Source organism: Variovorax sp. RCC_210, assembly GCF_041355175.1.
Taxonomy (GTDB): Bacteria; Pseudomonadota; Gammaproteobacteria; order Burkholderiales; family Burkholderiaceae_C; genus Variovorax.
The window spans coordinates 647,948-673,587 of record NZ_JBFUPJ010000001.1 but is presented as its reverse complement, the minus strand read 5'-3'; the positions used below and the strand labels follow the sequence as shown (position 1 = coordinate 673,587).

General features: G+C 67.8%; 25 protein-coding genes and 1 tRNA gene. 14 read left to right on the top strand and 12 right to left on the bottom strand.

The annotated features are described in order from the left end of the window. Positions 1 to 16 precede the first annotated feature (16 nt). The 4 genes from AB6807_RS03270 to AB6807_RS03255 form a co-directional block, all read right to left on the bottom strand. Positions 17 to 1,378 (bottom strand): alpha/beta hydrolase family protein, encoded by a 1,362-nt coding sequence (locus tag AB6807_RS03270; RefSeq protein ID WP_371083478.1) that lies wholly within the window; start codon positions 1,376 to 1,378, stop codon positions 17 to 19. Positions 1,379 to 1,523: 145 nt separating this feature from the next. Continuing rightward, complete coding sequence (locus tag AB6807_RS03265; RefSeq protein WP_116908799.1) at positions 1,524 to 3,047, bottom strand: tripartite tricarboxylate transporter permease; 1,524 nt, start codon at positions 3,045 to 3,047, stop codon at positions 1,524 to 1,526. A 1-nt stretch (position 3,048) separates the two neighbouring features. Beyond that, positions 3,049 to 3,585, bottom strand: a complete 537-nt coding sequence (locus AB6807_RS03260) for a tripartite tricarboxylate transporter TctB family protein (RefSeq protein WP_116908798.1) — start codon at positions 3,583 to 3,585, stop codon at positions 3,049 to 3,051. 109 nt (positions 3,586 to 3,694) lie between these two features. Then, positions 3,695 to 4,654 carry a tripartite tricarboxylate transporter substrate binding protein gene (locus tag AB6807_RS03255; protein ID WP_116908797.1) on the bottom strand — a complete coding sequence of 320 codons (960 nt, stop codon included), beginning with the start codon at positions 4,652 to 4,654 and terminating at the stop codon, positions 3,695 to 3,697. Positions 4,655 to 4,813: 159 nt separating this feature from the next. On the opposite strand from AB6807_RS03255, the gene AB6807_RS03250 reads away from it, so the two are divergent. The 6 genes from AB6807_RS03250 (at position 4,814) to AB6807_RS03225 (ending at position 9,351) form a co-directional block, all read left to right on the top strand. After that, positions 4,814 to 5,497 carry a response regulator transcription factor gene (locus AB6807_RS03250; protein ID WP_116908796.1) on the top strand — a complete coding sequence of 228 codons (684 nt, stop codon included), beginning with the start codon at positions 4,814 to 4,816 and terminating at the stop codon, positions 5,495 to 5,497. Between the two features lie 10 nt (positions 5,498 to 5,507). Next, complete coding sequence (locus AB6807_RS03245; RefSeq protein ID WP_371083477.1) at positions 5,508 to 6,932, top strand: sensor histidine kinase; 1,425 nt, start codon at positions 5,508 to 5,510, stop codon at positions 6,930 to 6,932. Between the two features lie 19 nt (positions 6,933 to 6,951). Beyond that, positions 6,952 to 7,386, top strand: coding sequence for an RNA-binding S4 domain-containing protein (locus tag AB6807_RS03240; protein WP_116908794.1), 435 nt, complete (start codon positions 6,952 to 6,954; stop codon positions 7,384 to 7,386). 82 nt (positions 7,387 to 7,468) lie between these two features. Further along, complete coding sequence (locus tag AB6807_RS03235; protein ID WP_371083476.1) at positions 7,469 to 8,275, top strand: PPK2 family polyphosphate kinase; 807 nt, start codon at positions 7,469 to 7,471, stop codon at positions 8,273 to 8,275. 145 nt (positions 8,276 to 8,420) lie between these two features. Next, positions 8,421 to 8,606, top strand: a complete 186-nt coding sequence (locus tag AB6807_RS03230; RefSeq protein ID WP_132748840.1) for a hypothetical protein — start codon at positions 8,421 to 8,423, stop codon at positions 8,604 to 8,606. Between the two features lie 73 nt (positions 8,607 to 8,679). After that, positions 8,680 to 9,351, top strand: coding sequence for a hypothetical protein (locus tag AB6807_RS03225; RefSeq protein ID WP_371083475.1), 672 nt, complete (start codon positions 8,680 to 8,682; stop codon positions 9,349 to 9,351). A gap of 22 nt (positions 9,352 to 9,373) precedes the next feature. Here the strand turns inward: AB6807_RS03225 and AB6807_RS03220 are convergent, their stop codons facing one another. Beyond that, positions 9,374 to 10,042 carry a hypothetical protein gene (locus AB6807_RS03220; RefSeq protein ID WP_371083474.1) on the bottom strand — a complete coding sequence of 223 codons (669 nt, stop codon included), beginning with the start codon at positions 10,040 to 10,042 and terminating at the stop codon, positions 9,374 to 9,376. A 136-nt stretch (positions 10,043 to 10,178) separates the two neighbouring features. Here AB6807_RS03220 and AB6807_RS03215 point away from each other — a divergent pair, with 136 nt between their 5' ends. Together AB6807_RS03215 and AB6807_RS03210 are read left to right on the top strand one after the other, a co-directional pair. Next, the gene (locus AB6807_RS03215; RefSeq protein ID WP_371083473.1) at positions 10,179 to 10,538 is read left to right on the top strand and encodes a c-type cytochrome; all 360 of its coding nucleotides are present in this window, start codon (positions 10,179 to 10,181) and stop codon (positions 10,536 to 10,538) included. Positions 10,539 to 10,648: 110 nt separating this feature from the next. Further along, positions 10,649 to 12,610 (top strand): ATP-binding protein, encoded by a 1,962-nt coding sequence (locus tag AB6807_RS03210; protein ID WP_371083472.1) that lies wholly within the window; start codon positions 10,649 to 10,651, stop codon positions 12,608 to 12,610. Positions 12,611 to 12,687: 77 nt separating this feature from the next. On the opposite strand, the gene AB6807_RS03205 is transcribed toward AB6807_RS03210, so the two are convergent. From AB6807_RS03205 to cysS, 6 genes are all read right to left on the bottom strand, one after another. Beyond that, positions 12,688 to 12,780, bottom strand: a tRNA-Ser gene (locus AB6807_RS03205). Positions 12,781 to 12,807: 27 nt separating this feature from the next. Continuing rightward, positions 12,808 to 14,076 carry an aspartate kinase gene (locus tag AB6807_RS03200; protein ID WP_116908788.1) on the bottom strand — a complete coding sequence of 423 codons (1,269 nt, stop codon included), beginning with the start codon at positions 14,074 to 14,076 and terminating at the stop codon, positions 12,808 to 12,810. A 55-nt stretch (positions 14,077 to 14,131) separates the two neighbouring features. Further along, complete coding sequence (gene tilS, locus AB6807_RS03195) at positions 14,132 to 15,109, bottom strand: tRNA lysidine(34) synthetase TilS (protein ID WP_371083471.1); 978 nt, start codon at positions 15,107 to 15,109, stop codon at positions 14,132 to 14,134. 13 nt (positions 15,110 to 15,122) lie between these two features. Continuing rightward, the gene (locus AB6807_RS03190) at positions 15,123 to 16,103 is read right to left on the bottom strand and encodes an acetyl-CoA carboxylase carboxyltransferase subunit alpha (RefSeq protein ID WP_116908786.1); all 981 of its coding nucleotides are present in this window, start codon (positions 16,101 to 16,103) and stop codon (positions 15,123 to 15,125) included. Positions 16,104 to 16,119: 16 nt separating this feature from the next. After that, positions 16,120 to 16,770 carry a DNA-3-methyladenine glycosylase gene (locus tag AB6807_RS03185; protein ID WP_116909094.1) on the bottom strand — a complete coding sequence of 217 codons (651 nt, stop codon included), beginning with the start codon at positions 16,768 to 16,770 and terminating at the stop codon, positions 16,120 to 16,122. 17 nt (positions 16,771 to 16,787) lie between these two features. Beyond that, on the bottom strand, positions 16,788 to 18,164 hold the full coding sequence (gene cysS / locus AB6807_RS03180; RefSeq protein ID WP_371083470.1) for a cysteine--tRNA ligase: 1,377 nt from the start codon (positions 18,162 to 18,164) through the stop codon (positions 16,788 to 16,790). Between the two features lie 209 nt (positions 18,165 to 18,373). Here cysS and AB6807_RS03175 point away from each other — a divergent pair, with 209 nt between their 5' ends. From AB6807_RS03175 to AB6807_RS03150, 6 genes are all read left to right on the top strand, one after another. Beyond that, positions 18,374 to 18,970 carry a tetratricopeptide repeat protein gene (locus AB6807_RS03175; RefSeq protein ID WP_371083469.1) on the top strand — a complete coding sequence of 199 codons (597 nt, stop codon included), beginning with the start codon at positions 18,374 to 18,376 and terminating at the stop codon, positions 18,968 to 18,970. Between the two features lie 100 nt (positions 18,971 to 19,070). Continuing rightward, a complete protein-coding gene (locus AB6807_RS03170; protein WP_116908783.1) occupies positions 19,071 to 19,673 on the top strand; it encodes a peptidylprolyl isomerase in 603 nt (200 codons plus the stop codon). 28 nt (positions 19,674 to 19,701) lie between these two features. After that, positions 19,702 to 20,214 (top strand): peptidylprolyl isomerase, encoded by a 513-nt coding sequence (locus AB6807_RS03165; protein WP_116908782.1) that lies wholly within the window; start codon positions 19,702 to 19,704, stop codon positions 20,212 to 20,214. A 40-nt stretch (positions 20,215 to 20,254) separates the two neighbouring features. Beyond that, a complete protein-coding gene (locus AB6807_RS03160) occupies positions 20,255 to 21,043 on the top strand; it encodes a UDP-2,3-diacylglucosamine diphosphatase (protein ID WP_371083468.1) in 789 nt (262 codons plus the stop codon). A 17-nt stretch (positions 21,044 to 21,060) separates the two neighbouring features. After that, complete coding sequence (locus tag AB6807_RS03155) at positions 21,061 to 21,852, top strand: zinc-dependent peptidase (protein WP_116908780.1); 792 nt, start codon at positions 21,061 to 21,063, stop codon at positions 21,850 to 21,852. Positions 21,853 to 21,946: 94 nt separating this feature from the next. Next, positions 21,947 to 22,543 (top strand): hypothetical protein, encoded by a 597-nt coding sequence (locus AB6807_RS03150; RefSeq protein WP_371083467.1) that lies wholly within the window; start codon positions 21,947 to 21,949, stop codon positions 22,541 to 22,543. A 78-nt stretch (positions 22,544 to 22,621) separates the two neighbouring features. On the opposite strand, the gene AB6807_RS03145 is transcribed toward AB6807_RS03150, so the two are convergent. After that, entirely contained in the window at positions 22,622 to 25,495 is a 2,874-nt protein-coding gene (locus tag AB6807_RS03145) for a DUF349 domain-containing protein (RefSeq protein WP_371083466.1), read from the bottom strand. Positions 25,496 to 25,640 lie beyond the last annotated feature (145 nt).

The window sequence follows — 25,640 nt, the reverse complement described above, 5'->3', positions numbered from 1 at the left end:
GCAGTGAGCGGAAAGTTCAGGCGAAGGTCGTGTCGAGCCAGTCGCCGATGCGCGCCATCGCCAGCCGCTGGGCGCCCACGTGGCAGTGCGCCCCGGCACCCAGCGTGTCGTCGAGCGCCATGAAGGTCTTGGGGCAGGTCAGGTGCGCATGCAGCATCTCGGGCTGGCCCTTGAAGAACATGTCGTTCGAGGCGGCGCACACCAGCGTCGGGCACTGGATGCGCTCGGCGATGCCGGCGGCCACGTGGTAGTCGAGCAGCGTCGACAGGTAGCCGCGCGCCGTGCCCTTGCCCGTCACCCATGCGCCGTGGCTGAAGGCCCAGCGCGCCTGCGAGTCGTGCGCGGCCATCTGGGCCAGCGCCTTGTCGATGTCGGGCGCCGAGGGCGCGGTGAGAACGCGCCGCGCCACGTCGCGCTGCCCGCCGAACATCGGCAGCGTCTTCAGGCCCATGTCGTAGATGCCGTCGAGCGCCACCAGCGCACGGATGCGCGGCTCGAACGCCGCCGCGCGCGGCGCCAGCACGCCGCCCAGGCTGTTGCCCAGGAGCGCAACGCGGCGCGCATCGACGTCGGGGCGCGCCAGCACATGGTCTAGCACCGGGCCCACCACGTGTTCCCAATCGGGCCGCAGCACCAGGCCTTCGCGGTGCATCGGGCCGGGCTGGCCGGGGCCGTCGAAGCTCAGCACGTTGTAGCCGCGCTCGGCCAGCGCGACGGCGGCGACGTAGTGCATCTCCTCGACCGAGCCGTCGAAGCCGTTGTGCATGACCACAGTGGGCCTGCGCCTGCCCGTTGCCTTGCCCTGCCCCGCCGCGCGGTAGAAGTAGCCCGGCAGGCTGGTGCCTTCGTAGCGGATGCGCACCGGCTCCACGGCCCCGCCCATGAGCCGGGCCGCGGCGCGAAAGCTTTGCACGCTGCGGTCGTAGGCGGACGCGATGCGCGGATCACCCGGGTTGCCGTGTAGGAAGAACTCCGCGCTGCGGTAGTAGTTGGAGGCGCGCAGGAAGGCGTCGCGTGCGCTCACGGCGTGGCCGCCGTCCAGGCTCTTCTGCGCCTCGGCGGCGACGCGGTCGGCGGTGAGCTTCCATTCGTCGTGCCAGCTGTCGTAGTCGCCGCTGCGGATGCGCTGCGCGGTGGCCAGCACTTCGCCGAAGTCGGCGCCGCCGTAGGCGATGTGGCCGAAGGAGCGCAGGGTTTCGAACCAGAAGGTCTCGTCCTGTTCGAAGACGAAGGGCTTCAGCGTGGGGGATGCGGATGCACTCGCGGCCTGCGCGGCGGGTGGGAGCGAACTGCCGGGGGCCTCTTCGGCGGCCCTGGCCCCGAGGGCCAGTGCGCCGGTGGCTGCAAGCAGGGAGCGGGCGAATTGACGGCGTTCCATGGCGTGGTTCCTTTCGTTGGGCCGGTTGCCGAAGACGGGGGTGTCTTCGGCAACGGACTCTAGAAAGGAGCGCCACGCGGCGCAGCCGCGATGCGACGAAACGCCGCCGAGGAGACGCGAGGCGTCGCTTGGCGGGGGTCAGCCGTCAGGCGTCCAGCTGTGCCAGCCGCTTCAGCTTGCGTTCGCTCATGCGCTTGGCCAGGCGCGGCAGCACCAGCACGGCCACCACGATGACCACCAGCGTGATCGACATCGGGCGCTGGAAGAACACCGCGGCGCTGCCCTCGCCGATCGACATGGCGTTGCGCAGCTGCGCTTCGGCCAGCGGGCCCAGGATCATGCCGACCACCACGGGCGCCGTGGGGAAGTCGAAGCGACGCATCACCACGCCCAGCAGGCCGATGGCATACAGCAGGAACAGGTCGAACGCGCTCTGGCGCATGCCGTAGGCGCCCACGGTCGCGAAGATCAGGATGCCGGCGTAGAGCTGGGGCTTCGGAATCTTCAGCAGCTTGACCCACAGGCCCACCATCGGCAGGTTCAGCACCAGCAGCATCACGTTGCCGATGTACAGCGACGCGATCAGCGCCCACACCAGCGCGGCCGAGGTGGTGAACAGCTGCGGGCCCGGCTGGATGCCGTAGTTCTGGAACGCGCCCAGCAGGATGGCGGTGGTGTTTGAGGTCGGAATGCCCAGCGTGAGCAGCGGAATCAGCGCGGCCGTCACCGTGGCGTTGTTGGCGGCCTCGGGGCCGGCCACGCCTTCGATGGCGCCCTGGGTGCCGAACTCGGCCTTGGCGTCCTTGTCCTTGGCGAGCTTCTTTTCCATCGCGTAGCTCAGGAAGGTCGGAATCTCGGTGCCGCCGGCCGGAATGCAGCCGAAGGGCGTGCCGATGGCGGTGCCGCGCAGCCAGGCCGGAATGGAGCGCTTCCAGTCGCGCTTGGTCATGTGCACGCGGCTGAGCTTGTTCTGGCCCTCGACCACCTTGCCCTCGTAGAGCACCGCGTACAGCACCTCGGCCACCGCGAACAGGCCGACCGCGACCAGCACGATCTCGATGCCGTCGAGCAGCTCGGGCACGCCGCCGGTGTAGCGGCCCTGGCCCGAGATCTGGTCGAGGCCGACGCAGCCGGCCGCGAGGCCGACGAACAGCGCCGTCATGCCGCGCAGCGTGCTCTTGCCCAGCACCGCGCTCACCGTGGTGAAGGCCAGCAGCATCAGCAGGAAATACTCGGGCGGCCCGAGCTTGACCGCGAACTCGGCCACGAAAGGCGCGAACAGCGTGACGATGACCGTGGCGATGGTGCCGGCCACGAAGGAGCCGATGGCGGCGGTGGCCAGCGCGGCGCCGGCGCGCCCGCTCTTGGCCATCTTGTTGCCTTCCATCGCGGTCACCATGCTGGCGGTTTCGCCGGGCGTGTTCAGCAGGATGGAGGTGGTCGAGCCGCCGTACATGGCGCCGTAGTAGATGCCCGAGAAGAAGATCATCGAGGCCGTGATGTCGACCTTGCCGGTGATGGGCAGCAGCATGGCCACCGCCACGGCCGGGCCGATGCCGGGCAGCACGCCCACGGCGGTGCCCAGGGCGCAGCCGACCAGGCACCACAGCAGGTTGATGGGGGTGATGGCGGTGGCGAAGCCCGCCATGAGTGCGTTGAAGATTTCCATGTCAGAACCACCCGGTCGAGGTCAGGCCCGGCAGGCTGATGGCCAGGAACTGCGTGAACATCCAGAACACCGGGGCGGAGATGAGCGCGCCGGCAATGAAGTCGGTGGCCCAGGTGCGCGGCGAGTTCACGCCGGCCTGCCCGCTCGCGCGGCGCAGCCCCTGCACGGCCAGCACGTAGCACAGCGTGCAGCTCAGGATGAAGCCGAGCGTGGTGATGAGCGCCGCGTTGAGCAGCAGCCCCGCCGACACCCAGATGAAGCCGGGCCAGTACGCGTGCTCGGCGCCCGAGGGCGCGTCGAGTTCGCGGAAGCCGCCGGTGCGCGCCTCCCACAGGATCCAGGCGCCGCACAGCACGAGCACCACGGACACCAGCCAGGGCAGGAAGTTGGGGCCGACGCCGCCGTAGCCGGCTTCGGAAGAAATGCCGATGGCGCCGAAGGCCAGCGCCAGGCCGGTCAGCAGCACGCCGGCGCCGACCAGGGTCTGCGGCCATGTGACCGCGGGCTGCGGAGCGACCGAGGAGTCTGGAGTTGTCATTTTTTGTCCCGGGTGTGGCGCCGAGTGCGGAGCCGGATTTGAAAACGGCACGCTGTCCGCTCTTGCGAGGACAGCGCGCCGTGGGCGAGCCAGTGGTGCGCGCGGGGCGTCAGACCATGCCGGACTTGGTCATGATCGCGCGCAGGCTGGCGAAGTCGTCGTCGACGAACTTGGCGAAGGCGTCGCCCGAGATCACGGCCGGCGTCCAGTCGTTCTTCTTCAGCGACTCGGCCCACGAAGCGCTCTTCATGGCCGCCAGCACCATGTCGGTCAGCGCCTTGCGCTGCTCGGCCGAGATGCCGGGCGCGCCGTACACGCCGCGCCAGTTGCCGATCTCGACGTCGATGCCCTGCTCCTTCAGCGTGGGCACGTTGATGCCCGGCAGGCGCTGGGCCGAGGTGACGGCGATGGCCTTCATCTTGCCGGCGGCGATGTATTCGGCGAACTCGCTGTAGCCGCTGCCGCCGATGGTGACGTTGCCGCCCAGGATGGCGGCGGTGGCTTCACCGCCTCCGCGGAAGGCCACGTAGTTGATCTTCGAGGGGTCGGCGCCGACCTTCTGCGCGATCATGGCCGCGGCGATGTGCTCGGTGGAGCCGCGCGAGCCGCCACCCCACTTCACGCTGCCCGGGTCTTTCTTGAGCTGCTCGACCACGTCCTTCATGGTCTTGAAGGGCGAGTTCGACGGCAGCACGAACACGTTGTATTCGGTGGTCAGGCGCGCGATGGGCGTGGCCTGCTCGAGCTTGACCGGCGGCTTGCCGGTGATGATGCCGCCCAGCATGACCGAGCCCATGACCATCAGCGCGTTGGCGTCGCCCTTGGAGCCGTTGACGAACTGGGCCAGGCCCAGCGCGCCGGCGGCGCCGCCCTTGTTGTCGTAGGTGACGGTGTCGGCCACCTTGGCGTCGCTCAGGGCCTTGCCCAGCGCGCGGCCGGTGGTGTCCCAGCCACCTCCGGGGTTGGCCGGGATCATCATCTTGACGTTGGCGGCGGCACGGGCCGACAGTGGCAGGGCTCCGGCGGCGGCCAGGGCGGCCAAGGACTTCAGAAAGGTATCGCGACGCATTGTTGTCTCCTGGAAACTGGAAGGAACTTGAAAGGAACCTGACTTGAACCTGAGCGCTATCATGCGCCGCCCCGCTGTCAGTTGGCTGTCCGCCAGACTGGGGAAAACACCGAAGAACGCGTTGCTGCGTACCGCCTTTTCCATCGCCCTGCCCCCCTTATGAAGCTGCTGCTGGTCGAAGACGACCCCTCGATGCAAATCACCCTGCAGCGCACCCTCGGGCGGCGCCGGATCGACGTGCGCATCTGCGGCGACGGCGCCGAGGCCGTGGCGCAGTGGCGCGCCATCGAGCCCGACGTGGTGGCGCTGGACCTGAGCCTGCCCAACCTCGACGGCCTGCAGGTGCTGGCGCAGGCCCGCGCCGAAGGGCTGCGCACCCCCGTGCTGCTGCTGACCGCGCGCGGCACGGTGGGCGACCGCATCGTCGGCCTGAACGCCGGCGCCGACGACTACCTGCCCAAGCCCTTCGACCTCGACGAGCTGGAGGCGCGCATTCGCGCGCTGCGCCGGCGCAGCCATGGCGTCACCGGGCAGGACGCGGGGCTGAACCCGCAGGAGATCGGCGGCCTGCGCTTCGAGCCCGACAACGGCGCCATCTACAACCGCGCCGAGCTGCTAGAGCTCACACCGCGCGAGCTGGCGCTGCTGAAGGCGCTGATGATGAAGCCGGGCCATGCAGTGACCAAGGAGCGCCTGTTCGAGCTGGTGTTCCCGGGCGAGGCCGACGTGCAGTACGAGGCCATCGAGGTGGTGGTGTACCGGCTGCGCAAGAAGCTGGTGGGCACCGGCGCCGTGCTCATGACGATGCGCGGGCTGGGCTACCTGCTGCGCCCCGAGGCGTGAGCGGCCCGGCATGACCCACGTTTCGTCGCTTCGCGCGCGGCTGCTGCTCGGCATCCTCGCGCCGATTGCCGTGTTCATCGTGATCAACAGCGTGAGCCTGTACCGCCAGAGCCTGGCGGCCGCCACCACGGCCTACGACCGCACCCTGCTGGCCTCGGCCAAGACCATCGGCGAGCAGCTCGACGTGGAGGGCTACGACGAGCTGGCGCAGCTGCGCGCCATCGTGCCCTACTCGGCGCTGGAAGCCTTCGAGGCCGACAACCGCAGCCGGCTGTTCTACCGGGTGTCGGCGCTCGATGGCGAAATGGTCTCGGGCTTTGCCGAGCTGCCGTTCTGGCGCGGCCGCATTCCCGACCGCAGCGCCTACGCCGCGCTGGTCGACTTCTACGACGCGCAGTTCCGCAACCAGCCGGTGCGCGTGGCGGTGCTGCTGCAGCCAGTGGCCAGCGCGCGCGGGCGCGGCATGGCGGTGGTGCAGGTGGCCGAGACGCTGGAAATCCGCGAGACGCTGGCGCGCAAGCTGCTGCTGGACACGCTGTGGCGCCAGTTGCTGCTGATGGGCGTGATCGCGCTGGCCACCATCTTCGTGGTGCAGCGCGCAACGCGGCCGGTGCGCGAACTGGGCGAGGCCATCGAGCGGCGCCCGGCCGACGACCTCTCGCCCATCGACGCGCCCGACGCCCCGCGCGAACTGCGCCCACTGATCGACGCCACCACCCAAGTCATGGGCCGGCTGCAGCGGCTGCTGGACCACCAGAAACGCTTCGTGCGCGACAGCGCCCACCAGCTGCGCACGCCGCTGGCGGTGCTGAAGGCGCAGGTGCAGTCGGCACGGCGCGGCGACGTGGCGCCCGAGCAGGCGCTGGGCGAGATCAGCCAGACGGTGGAACGCGCCACCGCGCTGGCCAACCAGATGCTGTCGCTCGCCAAGGTCGAGCAGCTGCGCCAGCAGCCGGAGTCGGTGACGCTGGACCTGGGCGAGGTGGTGCGCAACATCGCGCTCGACCTGTCGCCGCTGGTGGCCGACAAGGCGCTCGATTTCGAGCTGGCCATCGACCAGCCGGTGCGCGTGCAGGCACACCAGTGGATGCTGCAGGAGCTGGCGCGCAACCTGCTGCACAACGCGATCAAGCTGAGCCCGGTGGGCGCGGCGCTGTCGGTGTCGGTGAGGCCCGAGGGCGACGAGGCGGTGCTGACCGTGCGCGACAGCGGGCCGGGCATTTCGCCGGAGCTGCGCCAGCGGCTGTTCGCGCCCTTCTCGGCGGGAAGCGCATCGAGCGGCTCGGGGCTGGGGCTGGCGATCTGCCGGGAGATCGTGCTGGCGCTCGGCGGGCGCATCGCGCTCGAGAACCGGGAAGCCGCGCAAGACGATGCCGCACAGGTCATCGGGCTCGATGCCGTCGTGCGACTGCCCTTGTCGCGGCACAATTCCTGAATTCCACTCCCGGACCTTTATGGAACGTCTGCGCATCGACAAATGGCTCTGGGCCGCCCGCTTCTTCAAGACGCGCTCGCTGGCCGCGGAGGAAATCGGCAAGAACCGCGTGCAGGTGAACGGCGACATCGCCAAGGCCTCGCGCGAGGTCAAGGCCGGCGACACCGTCGCCATGCGCATGGGCCCGCTCACGCGGACCGTGACGGTGCGCGGCGTGAGCGGCCAGCGCGGGCCGGCGCCGGTGGCACAGCAGCTTTACGAGGAAACGCCCGAGAGCCTTGCCGCCCAGGCCGCGTTTCGGGAGCTGCGCCGCTCGGGCACCGAGCCCGCCCTGGCCATCGAGCAGGGCCGCCCCACCAAGCGCGACCGCCGCGACCTCGACGGTGCCGTGCGCCATGCCGAATGGGACAACCGCTGGAGCGCCTCGCTGGACACGGACGACGACGAGCGCTGACTGCAGAACGCTTGCTATGGATCGTCGGTTGCCGATGGCTTAGGCTGTGGGCTTCCTTCGTTCTTCACGGGAGTTCCGCTTCATGGCCAGCTTCAAGAAATACCGCGTCGGCAGCAAGTTCAAGCTGTCACACATCGACCCCGACGACACGCCCTTCTGCGAAGGCGACGAGGCCTCGCAGCGCACCGAGGTCGAGGCGCTGGCCGTCGAGCTCGACGAACTGCAGGACGTGCTGCACGCCGAGGGCCGGCGCAAGCTGCTGCTGGTGCTGCAGGGCATGGACACCAGCGGCAAGGACGGCACCGTGCGCTGGGTGTTCTCGCGCACCTCGCCGCTGGGCGTGCGCGTGACCGCCTTCAAGGCGCCGAACGACGAGGAGCGCGCGCACGACTACCTGTGGCGCTGCCATGCGGCCGTGCCGCGCACCGGCGAGATCATGGTGTGGAACCGCAGCCACTACGAAGACGTGCTGGTGCCGGTGGTCGAAGGCTGGATCGACAAGGCGGAGGCCAAGCGCCGCTATGCGCAGATCAACGACTTCGAGCGTTTGCTCACCGAGACCGGCACCGTGGTGGTGAAGTGCATGCTGCACATCGACAAGGACGAGCAGCGCGAGCGCCTGCAGTCGCGCATCGACACGCCGGGCAAGCAATGGAAGTTCAGCATGGACGACCTCTCGGTGCGCACCAAGTGGAGCGCCTACCAGCAGGCCTACCAGAGCGCGCTGGGCGCCACGTCGACCGACCACGCGCCCTGGCACGTGATACCGGCCAACAGCAAGCGCCACCGCAACGTGATGATCGCGCAGCTATTGGTGAAGACGATGCGGGCCATGAAGCTCAAGCCGCCGGCACCCGACCCGGCGCTGAAGGGGTTGATCATCAAGTGAGCCACGCAGGGCCTGCGCAACGGGCCTTCGTGTCCTGTTTGTAAAGTGCGGCTTCGCCTACGGAGCGGGCCGCGGCAGCTCACTTAAGCTGGACCGCGTACCGATTCAGGTGCACCTGTGCAACCACTCAGAGGACAACTCCAACATGAAAAAAACCATCTTCGTTCTTGCAGCCTGCCTGCTCGCTTCCACCGCCGCCCTCGCCCAGCCGGGCCCGCGCCACGGCCCCGGCCCTGGCTACGACCGCGGCCACCATCGCCCGCACAAGGTGTGGGTGCCGGCGCACCGAGAACACGGTCGCCTGGTGCGCGGCCGCTACGTCTGGCGTTGAGCTGCCTGGCAACTCACAGCATTGAACGCCTGCATGCGGAGGCCTTCTTCTTTCCTGGAAGAAGGCCTCTGACATGCCCCGGCTGCTGAGCCTGCGCGAAGCCGTCGAAACACTGGCGGGCTGCCTCGACGACGAGGACATGTACCGCCGCTTCAGCTGGGTCTACGCCAGCGAAGACCTTCCATTGAACGAAGCCCGTTTCTACCTCTCCAGCGACGAAGAGGAAGAAGACCCCGTGGCAGACGAGCTGGGGCGAGAGATGCCCGAATTTGCCGTCGCCCACAAGCTCACGCACTACCTGGAGGCCGCGACCTTCGTCTCCGTGTTGACGGTGCAGAAGGAGCAGCAGCCGCTGTCGTCGCTCGACGATTTTTCCAAGGCGCTGAAGCACTATCACGAGGAAGACGCTTTCCTCGACCTCGGTCATTTCGCAAGCGACGACTGGACGGCCAGGGCGCCTGTCATCGCGGGCATCTCGCGTGAGCTGTTCGCCGAATACGACCTGTGGCTGGAAGACTGCCCTGCGGATCGCGTGGGCGATGCCGCGCGCGCCACCGCGGCGGTGCGCAAGATCAATGTGGGTGCAGCGCTGGCGCTGTGCCGTCAGCTGCCGGTGTCGCTGGGCACGCGCATCGGCGGACGGGAAAGGGAGCAGGTCGAGGAGCGCTTCTCTGCGCTCTCACTGCCCCTGAAGCGAACGACGCACCGGTCGCTCGCATGGTTGCCGTCGGACGACGGCAACTGAATCGAACTGCAGGAACGGCGCTTCAGGAACGGCGGATGAGCGCCTGCGCAAGCACCCGGCACTTGCCGAATTCGCAGCGCACCGCCCAGGTGCCGCCGTTGTCGCACGGCACGTTGTAGGTTTCGTAGCCCGGGCCCTTGGCCGTGAGTTCAGCGCGCGGCTGCAGGTTGCAGCGGCCGGCCTTGGCCAGCGTTTCGACGTTGTACGTATCGACGCCGGTGCGCCGCGGCTTGGCGATCACGCCGGGGTCGAAGGTGTTGCCGTAGAAGCTGTCGCGCACGTTGGCGTCGAGGTTGTGATACCCGCGTTTGGCCATGCAATGCACGATGGCGATCTGCTGGTGCTCAGCGATCAGGTCGGCGTCGGGGCGGCCGTTCCAGTCGATGATGGCGGCGGTGATGCCGGTGTAGGAAGCCGCGGCCACGATGCCCTGGCCGTGCACCGTGATCAGCCCGAGGCCCAGCGCGCCCCACATGGCGTCGCCGGTTTCGCTGCGCGCGGTGATGCGGTTGGCCGCGGTGCGGCACTCGGCCACGTCGCTGTCGTAGCGCACCTTGTCCACGCCCTGCATGGCGACCATGGGCACATAGGCCGTGCCCCGGCCCGTTCCGGGCTCGGTGGGGGTCGGTGGCGCGCTGGCACAACCGACCAGGGCCATGGCAGCGAACGCAATGCTCAGCAACAGCTTCATGCAATCCCTCGTCTTCTTCGCGATAGTTGCGCGGATTTAACCATACATATAGTTACTCTTGTTCGCACTTGTCGCGGGCGCACGACGGAGCGTGAAAGCCGGCGGGGATACGATCTTCCGCCAAGTCAGAGCCCTCATGTCCAAGAACTTCCACGAAAAGCGCTGTCCTCCACTGTTTGCGATTGCTTTGGCTTTGTTATCTCTGGCCTCGCATGCCGCCGGTGCCGCAGCGCAGTCGCCGCCCGCCGAACTGGCCGGCAGGAACGGCTGCATGGCCTGCCACGGGCTGGTCCACAAACAGGTCGGCCCGGGCTTCGCGCAGATCGCCCAGCGCTACCGCAACGACAGCGAGGCACCGGCGCGCCTGGCCGCGAAGATCCGCAGCGGCAGCGTGGGCACATGGGGCCGGGTCATCATGCCGCGGCAGCCCCAGGTGTCGGAGGTGGAGGCGCGGTCGCTGGCGCAATGGGTGTTGGCGCAGCCTGCCCCGCCGTGAGCCATCGAGGAAAGAGGCCTTTGGCCGGCGTCGGCGCTATTCGTTACAGAATGCGAAAATAGGTTACATCGCCTCAGAGCCGCCCCTGGCGCAACCTATTTCCAGCCTGCGTGAACTACCGACTTGCACCCTTCATCGCCAACGTGGTGCTCGTCCTGTCGATGGCACTGCTGGGCGTCATCGGTGCCTTCTTCGGTGGAACTGCCGGCTTGCGACATGCGGAGTCGGTGCTGCACCTGACGCAGGCCGACTGGCAGGTCGACGACTCGGCCGGGTTCAGCACCCCGCCGCTGAAGCAGGACAGCAGCGCACTGCCCGCGACCTGGAAGCAGGTCGAGCTGCCGCTGGCGTTGCCCATCGCGCTGTTGCGGCAGGCGGAATCCGCCAAGGCTTCCGATTCCGCAGCGACGACGCGCACCACCTGGGTCCGGCTTTCCACGCGCGACCTGCCGCCCTCGCCCGGCCCGCTGGCGCTGTACGGCATTCGCATCAAGACCGACGGCACCATCGCCGTGTACGTCAACGGGCAGCTGGTTCAGCGGGCGCAGCCGTCAGGGCCGCTGTGGAACAGCACCCGCACCCCGCTGTGGGTGCCGTTGGACCACAGCGCCGACAGCACGCCGCCGCGCGAAATCCTGCTGCGCCTCGAGCACACGCAAAGCGCCCAGGTGGCGCTTTCGTCGTTGTGGATCGGCCCCGCCGACGCGCTACGCGGGCGCTACGGCATGCGCCAGTGGCTGCAGCAGGAGCTGCCCGCGATGCTCAGCGCCGCGTTCATGGCGGTGGGCGTGTTCGCGCTGTTCGTGTGGTTCCGGCGCCGCGACGAAACCGGCTACCTGCTGTTCTTCAACCTCTCGGCCACCTCCTTCATGCGAGGGCTGCATTTCTACGTGGCGCAGCCCGTGGCCAACGACTGGTTCGCCTGGCTGACCGTCAACTCGCTGTTCTGGCTGGTGATGGTAGTGCACTTCTTCCTGCGCCAGTTGCACGGGCGCCGGCTGAAGTGGCTGAGCCGCGGCGTGGTGCTGGCCACCGCCGCCATCGGCATCGTGACGATGCCCGGGCTGGACCTGGTGGCGAACACGCCGCAGGTCACGCCGTTGATCTACGCGGTCGCCGCGCTGATGGGCATCGCGGTGTGCCTGGTGGGCGGCGTCAGCGCGTGGCGCCGCTCCAATGAAGGCCGGCTGGTGGCGGTGGGGATCGGCATCTGCGTGCTGCTGGGCATCACCGACTGGCTGCTGCAGAACAACTTCATCAGCCCCGAAGGCTGGTACCTGGGGGCGTACACCAACGCCGTGACCTTCAGCGTGTTCGGCGCGCTGATGTACCGCCGCTACGTGCAGGCCATCGGCGCGGTCGAGCAGCTCAACGCGAGCCTGGCCGAGCGCCTGCGTGCGCGCGAAGCCGAGCTCGAGGCGAGCCACCGCAAGCTGCGCGACATCGAGCGCCTGCAGACCATCAGCGACGAACGCCAGCGCCTGATGCAGGACATGCACGACGGGCTGGGCTCCTCGCTGATCAGCGCAATCCGCTCGGTGGAAGGCGGCGGCATGAGCGACGACAAGGTCTCGCAGATTCTGAAGAGCTGCCTCGACGACCTGAAGCTCACGCTCGATTCGCTGGAGCCGGTCGAGGCCGACCTGCTGCTGCTGCTCGCCACGCTGCGCTACCGGCTCGAGCCGCGACTGGAGGGCACGGGCGTGTCGCTGCGCTGGGAGGTGCAGGAGCTGCCTGCGCTGGCGTGGCTGGATCCGTCGAGTGCGCTGCACATCCTGCGCATCGTGCAGGAGAGCATCTCGAACGTGCTGCGGCACACGCGCGCCACGGAAATTCGCGTGGGCACGTCGATGGCGGGCGCGGGGGTTCAGGTGACGATCGAGGACAACGGACAGGGGTTCGACGTGCAGCGCGCAATGAGCGGCAATGCGCCGATGGCGTCGGGGCGCGGGCTGCAGAACCAGCGGCGACGGGCGCTGGCGATACGAGGCACGGTGAGCTGGGAATCGCGCTCGACGGGAACGAAGTTTGTGCTGTGGCTGCCGCTGGACCGGGACGCGTTGGTGACGTAGCGGTTGCTGTCTCAGTCGGTCGGCAATGCAAAGACAGAAATGAAAAACGGCCCCGTGAGGGGCCGTTTTTTGCTATCTGGCGGAACCGGAGGGATTCGAACCCTCGATGAGGCTCTACACCCCATACTCCCTTAGCAGGGGAGCACCTTCGGCCACTCGGTCACAGTTCCTGAAAGAAGCCACGATTATGCCATTACTTAGGCGCTCGGTTGGTCCAGATCGAAGGCTTTGTGCAGTGCACGCACTGCCAATTCCATATATTTTTCATCGATCACGACCGAGGTCTTGATTTCGCTGGTCGAGATCATCTGGATGTTGATGCCCTCTTCGCTCAGCACGCGGAACATCTTGCTCGCCACGCCCACATGGCTGCGCATGCCGATGCCCACGATGCTGACCTTGCAGATCTTGGTGTCGCCCACGATCTCGGTCGCGCCCAGCGACGGCATCACCTTCGACTGCAGCAGGTCGATCGTCTTCGCGTACTCGTTGCGGTGCACGGTGAAGCTGAAGTCGGTCTTGCCGTCCTTGCTGAGGTTCTGGATGATCACATCGACTTCGATGTTGGCATCCGCCACGGCACCGAGGATGTGGTACGCGATGCCCGGCTTGTCGGGCACGCCCAGCACCGAGATCTTGGCTTCGTCGCGATTGAATGCGATGCCGGATACGACGGCTTGTTCCATGTTTTCGTCTTCCTCGAAAGTGATCAGCGTGCCGGACTTGGCCTCTTCATTGATGTCGATGTCCCACGGCGTGAAGCTCGAAAGCACACGCAGCGGCACCTTGTACTTGCCGGCGAATTCCACCGAGCGGATCTGCAGCACCTTGGAGCCCAGGCTGGCCATCTCGAGCATCTCTTCGAAGCTCACGGTCGAGAGGCGGCGTGCGTCGGGTTCCACGCGTGGATCGGTCGTGTAGACGCCGTCCACGTCGGTATAGATCAGGCATTCATGCGCCTTCATGGCCGCGGCGATGGCCACGGCGGAAGTGTCGCTGCCGCCACGCCCCAGCGTGGTGATGTTGCCTGCGTCGTCCACGCCCTGGAAGCCGGTGATGACCACCACCTTGCCGGCGTTCAGGTCGCCCATGACGCGCGCGTCGTCGATGCTCTCGATGCGGGCCTTGGTGTACGAACTGTCGGTACGCACCGAAACCTGCCAGCCTGCGTAGCTGACCGACTCGACGCCCTCGGCCTGCAGCGCGATGGCCAGCAGCGCCGAAGAGGCCTGTTCGCCGGTGGAGGCGAGCATGTCGAGTTCGCGGCTGTGGGCCACGCCGGGCTTGCTGGGCGCGAGTTCCTTGGCCAGGCCGAGCAGGCGATTGGTTTCGCCGCTCATGGCACTCGGAACCACGATCATCTGGTGGCCTGCGCGTGCCCACTTGGCAACGCGCTTGGCGACATTCTTGATGCGCTCGGTCGAGCCCATCGACGTACCGCCGTATTTGTGAACGATCAATGCCATGGGTGAAATCAGAGAAAGAAAAAGGGCCGCTTGAAAGGCGGCGCCCTGCAAGCTGTCAGAGCGAAGTCTTCGGCGAGGGCGGGGCATTGTACCAATGCAGGAAATCGCCCCGCCGCTCGGCGAAACCGGCCGCCACCTTGAGATGGATCCGGTGGCCCCGCGTGGTGCATGCGCGGAGCTGGTCGAGCAACTGGTCGAGCTGCGCGGCGCTGGGGGCGCAGCTGTGCGAGCGCACCAGCCAATGGCGCAACACGTTGGCCTGCCGGGCGCGCGAAAGCGCCTGCAGCGCGGCGATGCGGGGCGGGTCCCCCACGGCGAGCAGGTCCTGCTCGCCGAGTTCGGACAGCAGTTGCTGGGCCTGCGCGGCATGCCCGGCGCTGCGCGCAAAGGTGGATTGGAACTGCGGAAAAGCCTGCGCCAGCGCGGGCAGCAGCACCGAGCGGATCCGGTTGCGCGTGTAACGCGCGTCGGTGTTGGTCGGGTCTTCGATCCACGGCAGTTCGCGCCCGGCAAGCCATTCGCGCACCTGGGCACCGGGCACAGCCAGCAGGGGCCGGTAGATGTCGAGCCCGTTGCGTTTCGCGTGCGCCGGCATCGCGGCGAGGCCCGGAAGACCCGCTCCGCGCGACAGCGCCAGCAGCAGCGTCTCCACCTGGTCGTCAGCGTGATGGCCCAGCGCCACCGACGTGACAGCGGCACCTGCATTACCAGTGCGCGCCATCTCGGCAAATGCTTCGTAGCGCGCACGGCGCGCAGCGTCTTCAGGGCTATCGCCCGGCGCATGCCGCGCGTCGACACGGTGCACGACCAAAGGCACGCCGAGGCGCTCGCACACCGCGACGCAATGCTGCTCGAAATCATCGGCTGCAGCCTGCAGCCCGTGGTGCACGTGAAAGGCGACCACCTGCCCCGGCCAGCGCGCTGCGCAGGCGGCCAGCAAGGCGGTCGAATCCGCGCCGCCGCTGAAGCCCACCGCCAACGGCCAGTGCGCCGGCTCGAACGCGGCCATGGCGCGTTCGAAGGCGGAGGCCATGGCTGGGGGCGGCCTATCGGCCGTTGTCGGCCTTGGTGTCGTTGAAACGGCCGTAGCTCTGCAGGCGCTCGTAGCGGCGGTCCAGCAGTTCCTTCGGCTTCAGGTCGCTGACCTGGCGGAAGGCGTCGTTCAACGCGCGCTTCAGGAAAGCAGCCATCTGGCGATGGTCGCGGTGCGCGCCACCCACCGGCTCGTTCACGATCTTGTCGACCAGGCCCAGCGCCTTCAGGCGGTGCGCGGTGATGCCCAGGGCATCGGCCGCTTCCTGCGCCTTCTCGCTGGTCTTCCACAGGATGGAAGCGCAGCCTTCGGGGCTGATGACGGAATAGATCGAATACTGCAGCATCACCAGCTGGTCGCCGACCGAGATGGCCAGCGCACCGCCGGAACCGCCCTCGCCGATGATCGTGACGATGATCGGCACCTCGAGCTGCGCCATCTCGAAGATGTTGCGGCCGATGGCTTCCGACTGGCCGCGCTCTTCCGCGTCGATGCCGGGGTACGCGCCAGGCGTGTCCACGAAGGTGAACACCGGCAGCTTGAACTTCTCGGCCGTCTTCATGAGGCGCAATGCCTTGCGGTAGCCCTCGGGCTTGCTCATGCCGAAGTTGCGCGCGGTGCGCTCCTTGGTGTCGCGGCCCTTCTGGTGGCCGAGCACCATGCAGGGCACGCCGTTGAAGCGCGCCAGGCCACCCACGATCGACAGGTCGTCGGAGAAGTGCCGGTCGCCGTGCAGTTCGACGAAATCGGTGAAGATTTCGTTGACGTAGTCCAGCGTGTAGGGCCGCTCCGGATGCCGGGCGATCTTGGTGATCTGCCAGGGCGTCAGGTCGCTGTAGATGTCCTTGGTGAGCTGCTGGCTTTTCTTGCCGAGCTGGTCGATTTCTTCAGAAATGTCGACCGCCGATTCGGTCTGCACATAGCGCAGTTCTTCGATTTTGGTTTCGAGTTCAGCAATGGGCTGCTCGAAGTCGAGGAAGGTTCGTTTCGCCAACGTCTTCTCCTGTTATTCAATACGCGACTGGAACCGGGTCCAGCGATCGCCAAATATACCAAGTCGCCACACTGCAATACGGCGCCCAGGCCACGGCGACATCGCGGGCATCGCTGCGGCTGACCGGGTCGCCCGAAAAGTAGTTGACGCTGATGCCGTTGAGCAGCCCCACGTCGTCCACAGGCAGCACGTTGGGGCGCATCAGGTGGAAGATGAGGAACATCTCGGCCGTCCAGCGGCCAATGCCGCGGATCGCGACCAGTTCCTCGATGATGAGTTCGTCCGCCATGTCCTTCCACGAATCGACGTGGGCCACGCCGGAATCGAAATGAAGGGCCAGGTCGACGAGGTATTCGATCTTGCGCGCCGACAAGCCAGCCGCGCGCATGTCGTCGACCTTGAGCTTGAGCACGTTGGCCGGCGTCAGCTTGCGCGGCAACGCCACGAACTTGTCCCACACCGTTTGCGCGGCCTTCACCGAGATCTGCTGGCCGACCACGCTGCGCGCGAGCGTGGTGAACGCGTCGCCGCGCGACTCGAGGCAGGCGTTGCCGAACTTGGGAATCAACCGCTTCATGACGCGGTCTTTCTTGGCCAGGTGCTTGCAGGCCTCTTCCCAATAGTCCGGCGTGTAGATCTGGACGCTGGATTTCTTGGTGGCGGGCATGGGGTTGGTCGTGCCGTTCACTGCGCGGCCGCCCAGGTCGTGCCGGTGGGCGAGTCCTTGAGCACGATGCCCTGCCCCAGGAGTTCCTGGCGAATGCGATCGGCCTCGGCGAAATTCTTCGCAGCCTTGGCCGCGGCACGTGCATCGATCTGCGCCTGGATGGTGGCCTCGTCGAGCGTGGCGCCCGCGCGCAGGAACGCCTTCGGGTCGTCCTGCAATATTTGCACGCAGGCGCCCAGCGCCTTCAGCAAGCCGGCCTGCTCGGGCGACTTGGTGCGGTTCACTTCACCGGCCAGGTCGAACAGCACGGCCACCGCTTCGGGCGTCGCGAAGTCTTCGTCCATCGCGGCCTTGAAGCGCGCGGCGTAGGGGTCGGCCCAGTCGAGCTTCACGTCGGCCGGCGTGACGAGCTCGAGCGCGGTGTACAGCCGCTTGAGCGAGGCACGCGCGTCGTCGAGGTGCACGTCGCTGTAGTTCAGCGGGCGACGGTAGTGCGCGCGCAGCACGAAGAAACGGATGGTCTCGGCGTCGTACTTCTTGAGCACATCGCGGATCAGGAAGAAGTTGCCCAGGCTCTTGGACATCTTCTCGTTGTCGGTCACGATGAAGCCGTTGTGCATCCAGGTGTTGGCCAGCGGCTTGCCGGTGGCGCCTTCGCTCTGGGCGATTTCGTTCTCGTGGTGCGGGAACTGCAGGTCTTCGCCACCACCGTGGATGTCCAGCGTTTCGCCGAGCAGTTCGCAGGCCATGGCCGAGCACTCGATGTGCCAGCCCGGGCGCCCTGCGCCGAACTCGCTGGCCCACTTCACCTCGTCGGGCTCGCTGGCCTTGGCGCTCTTCCAGAGCACCGGGTCCAGCGGGTCGTCCTTGCCGTCGAGCACGGCCACGCGCTCGCCCGCATGCAGCTCGTCGAGCGACTTGCCGCTGAGCTTGCCGTAGCCGGGAAATTTGCGCACCGCGTAGTTCACGTCGCCGTTGCTCGAGCGATAGGCCAGTCCCTTCTTCTCGAGCGTGCCGATCATCGACAGCATCTGCGGGATGTAGTCGGTGGCGCGCGGCTCGTGCGTGGGGCGTTCGATGCCGAGCGCGTCGGCGTCTTCATGCAGCGCGTCGATCATGCGATCGGTCAGCGCGCGGATGCTCTCGCCGTTTTCGACGGCGCGGCGGATGATCTTGTCGTCGATGTCGGTGATGTTGCGCACGTAGGTCACGGCGTAGCCGCTCACCTTGAGCCAGCGCTGCACCACGTCGAACGCGATCATCGAGCGGGCATGGCCGAGGTGGCAGTAGTCGTAGACCGTCATGCCGCAAACGTACATGCGCACCTGTCCGGGATGCAATGGGGAGAATTCCTCCAATTCACGCGACAGCGTGTTGTAGATGCGCAGACTCATGAGATTCGGAAAGCGTCATTTCGCGCACGTGCGGCACGGGCGACAGACGGTGTTTTTCAGGGGTGACGGGGCTGTGGCGGCAAGGGGTTGGACATGGCCCCTCGGCTACAATCCGGCCAAGTATAAACGGCTGCCGCCGCGCGGCGTCGGGGTGTTCCCCAAGCCCGCATTCCCCCATTTCCAGATCTCCGGATCTCTGCCGAGGCTTCATGAAGCACGCCGCGTTCTCCAGACTCTCCATCGCTTTTGCACTGCCACTGCTGTTCAGCCTGTGGGCACCCGCGGCGTACGCGAACGACTACGACGAGGTCAACCTGCTGCTGCGCCAGGGCAAGCCCGCCGAGGCGCTGGCCAAGGCCGACACCTACATCGCCGGCAAGCCGCGCGACCCGCAGATGCGCTTCCTGCGCGGCGTGATCCTCACTGAGCAGAACAAGCAGGCCGACGCCATCGCCGCGTTCACGCAGCTCACGCAAGACTTCCCCGAGCTTTCCGAGCCCTACAACAACCTGGCCGCGTTGTATGCCTCGCAAAGCAAGTTCGACCAGGCCCGTGCCGCGCTCGAGCAGGCCATCAAGCTCAACCCCAACTACGCCACGGCGCACGAGAACCTCGGCGACGTGTACGCCCGCCTCGCGGCGCAGGAATACGTGCGCGCGCAGCAGTTCGCCAGCACCAACGCCAGCGTTGCGCCCAAGCTCTCGCTGATCCGCCAGATCTTCACGTCGAAGGCCGAGGCCGAAGCCGCCGCCCTGCCCGCCGCGCCCGCGGTCATCCGCAAGCCGGTCGGCCGCACCAGCAAGTAGCCGACATGGCCGCCGTGGGTGCCCGCGGCGGCATCCATGCACGGCCACCGCCCCTCACCTGCACATTCGCACGTTCATACATTCGCACTCGGAGCTTCTCTTGACGATCCACGCCTCCTCCAAGTTCAGCCTGCTCAGCCGCCGCGGCGCCCTCGTGCTGGCCGCCGCGCTCACGTTCGCCGCCACCGGCCACGCACAAACGGCCTCGCCGCGCGTCAAGCTGGCCACCACGGCCGGCGACATCGTCATCGAGCTCGACGCGGCCAAGGCGCCCAAGTCGGTCGAGAACTTCCTGCAGTACGTCAAGGACAAGCACTACGACGGAACGGTGTTCCACCGCGTCATCGACGGCTTCATGATCCAGGGCGGCGGCTTCACGGCCGACATGCAGCAAAAGCCCACGCGCGCCGCCATCCCGCTGGAAGCGAGCAACGGCCTGAAGAACGACAAGTACACCGTTGCCATGGCGCGCACCGGCAACCCGAACTCCGCGACCTCGCAGTTCTTCATCAACGTGAAGAACAACGACTCGCTGAACGCGCCGAACCCCGACGGCTACGGCTACGCCGTGTTCGGCAAGGTCGTGGCCGGCACCGACGTGGTCGACAAGATCCGCGGCGTGGCCACCGGCAACAAGGGCGGCATGCAGAACGTGCCGCTCGAAGCCGTCACCATCAAGTCCGCTTCGCTGCTGGCGAAGTGATCCCTGTTTTCCGAAGAAGGAGTCCCTCATGAGCAACCCCCAAGTCGAACTGCACATCAAGAACTACGGCGTGATCACGCTCGAACTCGACGCTGAAAAAGCGCCGAAGTCGGCCGAAAACTTCGTCTCGTACGTCAAGAAGGGCCACTACGACAACACGGTGTTCCACCGCGTGATCCCTGGCTTCATGGTGCAAGGCGGCGGCTTCGAGCCCGGCATGCAGCAAAAGCCCACGGGCGCCGAAATCGAGAACGAGGCCAACAACGGCCTGAAGAACGACAACTACACCGTGGCCATGGCCCGCACCAGCGCACCCCACTCGGCGACCGCGCAGTTCTTCATCAACGTGTCGAACAACGGCTTCCTGAACCACACCGCCCCTTCGGCCCAGGGCTGGGGCTACGCCGTGTTCGGCAAGGTCATCAACGGCACCGACGTGGTCGACAAGATCAAGGCCGTGAAGACGGGCCGCAAGGGCTTCCACGACGACGTGCCGCTCGAAGACGTGGTGATCGAAAAGGCTGTCGTCATCGCTGAATGACGACCCCGGCGGGTCGGCGTGAAGTTGGCATGGGCCTCGCATGAGCACGGTGGCTAGCCCGGCTTTTCCCGAGCTGGTGGCGCCGCCCGCGTGGCGCACCGTCGACCTCATCTCCGACCTGCACCTGCAGGCCGGCGAGCCCGCCACCTTCGAGGCCTGGCAGGGCTACCTGCAGACCACGCCGGCCGACGCGCTCATCATCCTCGGCGACCTGTTCGAGGTGTGGGTGGGCGACGATGCGGCCGCGCAGCCCGGCTTCGAGGCGCAGTGCGCGGAGCTGCTGCGCCGCACTGCCCAGCGCCTGCCCGTGTTCTTCATGCACGGCAACCGCGATTTCCTCGTCGGCCCCTCGCTGGCGGCGCAAAGCGGCTTCACCCTGCTCGACGACCCGACGGTGCTGGTGCTGCACGGCCAGCGCTGGCTGCTGAGCCATGGCGACATCCTCTGCCTCGAAGACACCGAGTACCTCAAGTTCCGCGCGCAGGTTCGCACGCCTGAATGGCAGGCCGCGTTCCTCGCCAGGCCGCTGGAAGAGCGCCGCGCGCTCGCGCGCTCCATGCGCGTGCAGAGCGAAGACCGCAAGCGCAACCCCTCGACGGTCTGGGCCGATGTCGACAGCGACGCCGCGCGCAACTGGCTGCGCCAGGCCGGCGCCCATGCGCTGGTCCACGGCCACACGCACCGCCCCGCCGACCACGACCTGAGCGATGGCAGTGGCCAAGCGTTGCGTCGCATCGTGCTGAGCGACTGGGACGCCGCGGCGCACCCGCCGCGCGCCCAACTGCTCTGCCTTTCCCCCGCCGGCGCGCAGCGCGTCGACCTGCGCTAGCCGCGCCGCCGCCACCGATGTTCAAGTGGCTGCGCCGGTTGCGCGCCCTGCCCCCGATCCCAGAAGCCGCCTGGCAGGCGGCGCTCAGGCGCTACGCCTTCCTGGGCGCCCTGCCCGAGCCCGACCGCCAGCGCCTTCGCACCCTGACCGCCGAATTCCTGCGCGACAAGGAATTCCACGGCGCCAAGGGCTTCACCATCACCAACGAAGTGGCGCTGGCCATCGCGGCGCAGGCCGTGCTGCCCGTGCTGCACCTGAAGGGCGGCCTGGACTGGTACGACGATTTCGTCGGCATCGTGGTGCACCGCTCCGAAGTGGTGGCGCGGCGCAAGGTGGTCGACGAGGCCCAGGTGGTGCACGAATACGGCGAGGTGGTCGCCGGCGAGGCGATGGACCGCGGCCCCGTCATGCTGAGCTGGGACGACGTGCTCGCGAGCAGCGTGAGCACCGAGCGTGGCTACAACGTCGTCATCCACGAGTTCGCCCACAAGATCGACATGCGCAACGGCGACGCCAACGGCTGCCCGCCCCTGCCGGCCGGCTTCGCGGGAACGCGCAGCGCCCGCGAGGCCCGCGCCGCCTGGACAGGCGTGCTGCAGCGCGCCTACGACGGTTTCCGCGAGAAAACCATCATGGCCGAACGCTTCGGCGCAGAGCCTCCCTGGCTCGATGCCTACGGCGCCACGTCGGTCAGCGAGTTCTTCGCGGTGGCCTGCGAGGCCTACTTCGTGAATCGCCCGAACTTCGCGCGTGACTTCCCGGAAATGCTGCGGATTTTCGATGAATTCTTTCTGCCTAAACGGGCCTGAAGGCTCGCCAGTACTGGCCCTCTAGCTATCAATTAAATAGCTGTTCAACCTTTACGATTGACGGGTTATCAACTCGTTCAAAAAGGTAAACAACATGAGGGATTGGATCTATCAGCTCACGGGCAAGGCGTGGCTGGCACTGGTGATCGGCATCGGCATCCTGGGGTGGGCAGGCTACGCGCAGTTCAAGGCCAGCGCGGACACGCATGGCACCGCCGTCGAAGACCTGGTCGCCAAGAGCGGCACCATCGTCGGCGGCAGCGAAGTCACCGAGACCACCAAGCGCCGCCGCGGCGGCAGCAGCACGCGCCGCTATTTCGTGCTCGATGCCAAGGTGGCCGACGGCAGCACCGAGAAGTGGCGCGTCGACTACGCGGTCGGCCGCAAGAAGCTGGAGCCGCTGATCGACGAAGCCGTCGATGTGCGCCTCGATCCGTCCGACAACAACCTGGTCTACGAAGTGAAGCTCAAGGGCCAGCCCGTGGTGACGTTGGCGGAAGTGCAGCAGATCATGGAGGTCAAGGACAAGGCCGCGGCGTCGAGCGCCACCGACAAGGGCACGCTCATCGTGGGCGCCGTCGCGCTGCTGCTCGGCATCGGCGGGCTGTTCCTGCGGCGCAGGATCGCGGCCGGGCATGCCACCGAACAGGCCGGGGCCGTGCAGACGCCTGTGATCGGCGAGAAGGTTTAAGCCGGTACAGGCTTCTTCGTTTCGAGCTAAAAAAAAGACGCCCCGCGGGGCGTCTTTTTCATGGCCGCTCTCTGCGGCTTACTTGCGCAGCAGCGCCTTCAGCGCGTTCTGCAGGCGGCGTGCGCTGGTGGCGTCGTGCGGCGCAGCCAGCACCTTGCCGGCGTCCTGGCCCCAGGTCTGCACCGGCGCCGGATCGCCGCGCTTGGTCAGCAGCTTCAGTTGCAGCGCGCGGCGCGCGTCGAGTTGCTCGGCAGGCGTCGGCACTTCGGCGGCCATTTCGAGGCGCAGCAGCGCTTCGGCGGCATCGCCGGCAGCAGCCGACGGCGCGGTGCCGATGGCTTGCGACCAGCCGGTGCGCACGGCGGGCGACACCGCGCGGCCCAGTTCCTGCACGCTCGGCAGGCGGCTGGCATCACGCTGCTCCCAGGCGCCCAGCACCTGCGTCAGCGCTTCACCGTGGGCTTGCGCCTGCAGCTTGCGCAGCGCCATGTCGGCGCGCTCGAGCGCCTCGCGCTGTGCGCGGAAGGCGGCGTCGCCAAGGCGGGGGCCGCGATCTTCGAAGCGCGGCGGACGGTCGCCGAAGCGGCCGCCACCCGGCGCGCCGCGATCGCCGCGCGCATCGCCACGAGGCGCACCACGGTCACCACCGGGGCGACCCGGGCCACCGGCACCGGGACGGCCACCATCGCGGCGGTCGCCGAAACGGCCACCGGCACCACGCGCCGCGGGTGCGGGCTCGCCCTTCTTGCTGCTCGGGCGGTCGTCGCCACGCATCGCCACGACGGGCTTGGGCGCGGGCTTCGGCGCTGCGGCCGGTGCTTCGGCGGCGGCAGGCTCGCCGGCGTCGTGCGCTTCGCTGTCGGCGCGGGCCGAGGCATCGGCGCCGTCGGCGGGCGCCACCAGGTCGGCCGAGGCTGCGGGTGCGGCACCGCTGTGGGTGCCGGGCGAGGCTTCCGCGTCGCTCGGGCTCGGGGCCTGCTCGGCGCTTTCACCGAACTCGGCGGCGGCCTGGCCGGGTGCCTCGACTTCGGTCGCGCCGACCGACGGACCGTCGCTCGAAGCAGCGGCCTTCGGTGCCGGTGCCGGAGCCGGCGGGGGTGCTTCACCGCGCAGCGCGCCTTCCAGGCGGGCGATGGCGGCACGGATCTTCTGTGCGTCGCCGCCGGCGTTGGCCGCGTCGAGCGCCTTCGAGGCGTCGAGCACGTAGCGGTCGTGCTCGCTCATGGCGGCCGAGGCCTTCTCGCGCTCGGCGGTCTTGCGGTTGAAGGCTTCGTCGATGGGCGCGCGGAACGCGTCCCACAGCTTCTGTTCATGGCGGCGGTCGAGCGGCACGCCCTGTGCCTCGGCCTGCCAGCGCTGCTGCAGCGCCTTCACTGCATCGATGCGCAGCATGGGCTGGGCGCCGAGTTCGATGGCCTCGGCGATCATGGCCTGGCGGCGTTCGACGCTGGCCTTCTGCGCCGTTTCGAACGGTGCGCGGGCGGCGCCGAAAGCCTCGTTCCACTGCGGTTGCAGTTCAGCGAACACCTTTTCGCCCACATGGCCGGCATCGCGCCAGCGGTCGGCGAACTGGTGCAGCGCGCGGTTGTGCGCCTTCAGGTCGGAGGCACCGGCGTGCTCGGCAGCCCAGGCCTTGACCTCTTCGATCAGCGCCACGCGGTGCGCGCGGTGCTCGGCCGCGTCGGCGCGCACCTTTTCGAGCCAGGCCTCGACGACCTTGTGGGCTTCGTTGCAGGCTTCGTCGAAGCGCTTCCACAGCGCATGGTTCGGAACGCCGCCCTGGTCGGCCTGCTTCCACTGGTCGCGCAGCGCGCGCAGCGTTTCCTGCATCTTGCGGCCGCCGAGGGCCTGGCCTTCGGGGCGCTTGAGCAGGCCTTCGGCCTTGGCGACCAGGTCTTCGCGGACCTTGTCGGCGCTCCAGCGCTGCCAGCCTTCGAGCTCGCCGGCAGCCACCAGCGCGGCATGCACGCGGGCTTCGAGCGCGGCATCGACCATCTTGCCGTGCTCCTTGAGCACGGCGCGCAGCGCGGCGGCGGCGCCGGCGCTGGCCTTGCCGTGGCCTTCGGCGGTTTCCTGCTCGAGCTTGGCGAGCGCGGCCTGCACCGCGTCTTGCGCGGCGGCACGCACGGCCGGGTCGACCTTGGGAGCGGCCGGGCGCGCGGGCGCGGCGGCGGCCTTGGGGGCGACGACTTCGCCGCGCGCGGCGCGCAGCTCGTCGGCCCACACGGGCACGGGCGGCAGCGGGGCCGCGGCGTCGGCGGCGGCGGCAATGGCCTGGGCCAGCGCGCTATGGAACGAATCCGACACCACCAGCAGTTGCGACTTCGAGGCTTCGAGCTGCGGAGCGAACTTGGCGTCCAGGCTGGTCCAGTTGGCGTCCGAGGTGATCTCGGTGGCCTGCTGCTGCCAATGCGTGACGTCGGCGCGCAGCGATTCTTCCGCGCCCTGGGCGTCCTGCCAGCCCTTGGTGGACAGCACTTCGAAACGCTGCGCCAGCAGCACGGCGGCTTCGCGGTGCACCTGCGCGCGGTGCTGCAGGTCTTCGATGCCCTTCACGCGCTCGGCCAGCCTGGCCTTCAGGCCGGCCAGCGGTTCGCGCGACAGCGGCGCGCCGGCCTTGGCGGCGTCACGCTGCCAGGCCAGTGCGTCGGCGATGTTGAGCTTGGACTGGCCCAGCAGGGCCTCGGCCTTTTGCGCCCATTCGGCGGCAATGGCCTCCTGGCCCTTGGCGCGCTTGAGCTCGTCGAGCTTTTCGCGCAGCAGGCGCGCGGCGCCCTTGTCGCGACCGCTCAGCTCCTTGAAGACCTCCTGCATCTGCTCGGGCGCGGGGTTGCCCGCGAGCCAGTCGCGGATGCGCGCGGAACGCTCGCCGGAGGTTGGCGCGGTGAAGGCGCCGCCGGTGAGCGTGTCGAGGGCTTGAAGATCGTGTGGCTTGGAAGAAGTAGAGGTCACTGCGCGAAATCGTTGTCTTGGTAGAGAAAGCGAAGGCGCCGGCAAAGGCCGGCGCACATCGACATTTTCACCCACTTGCGGTTGGCCGCTGAATTTCGCCCTGGATGAGGGCGAATGCGGGGTTGTGGGCGGGGAGCTTAACGGA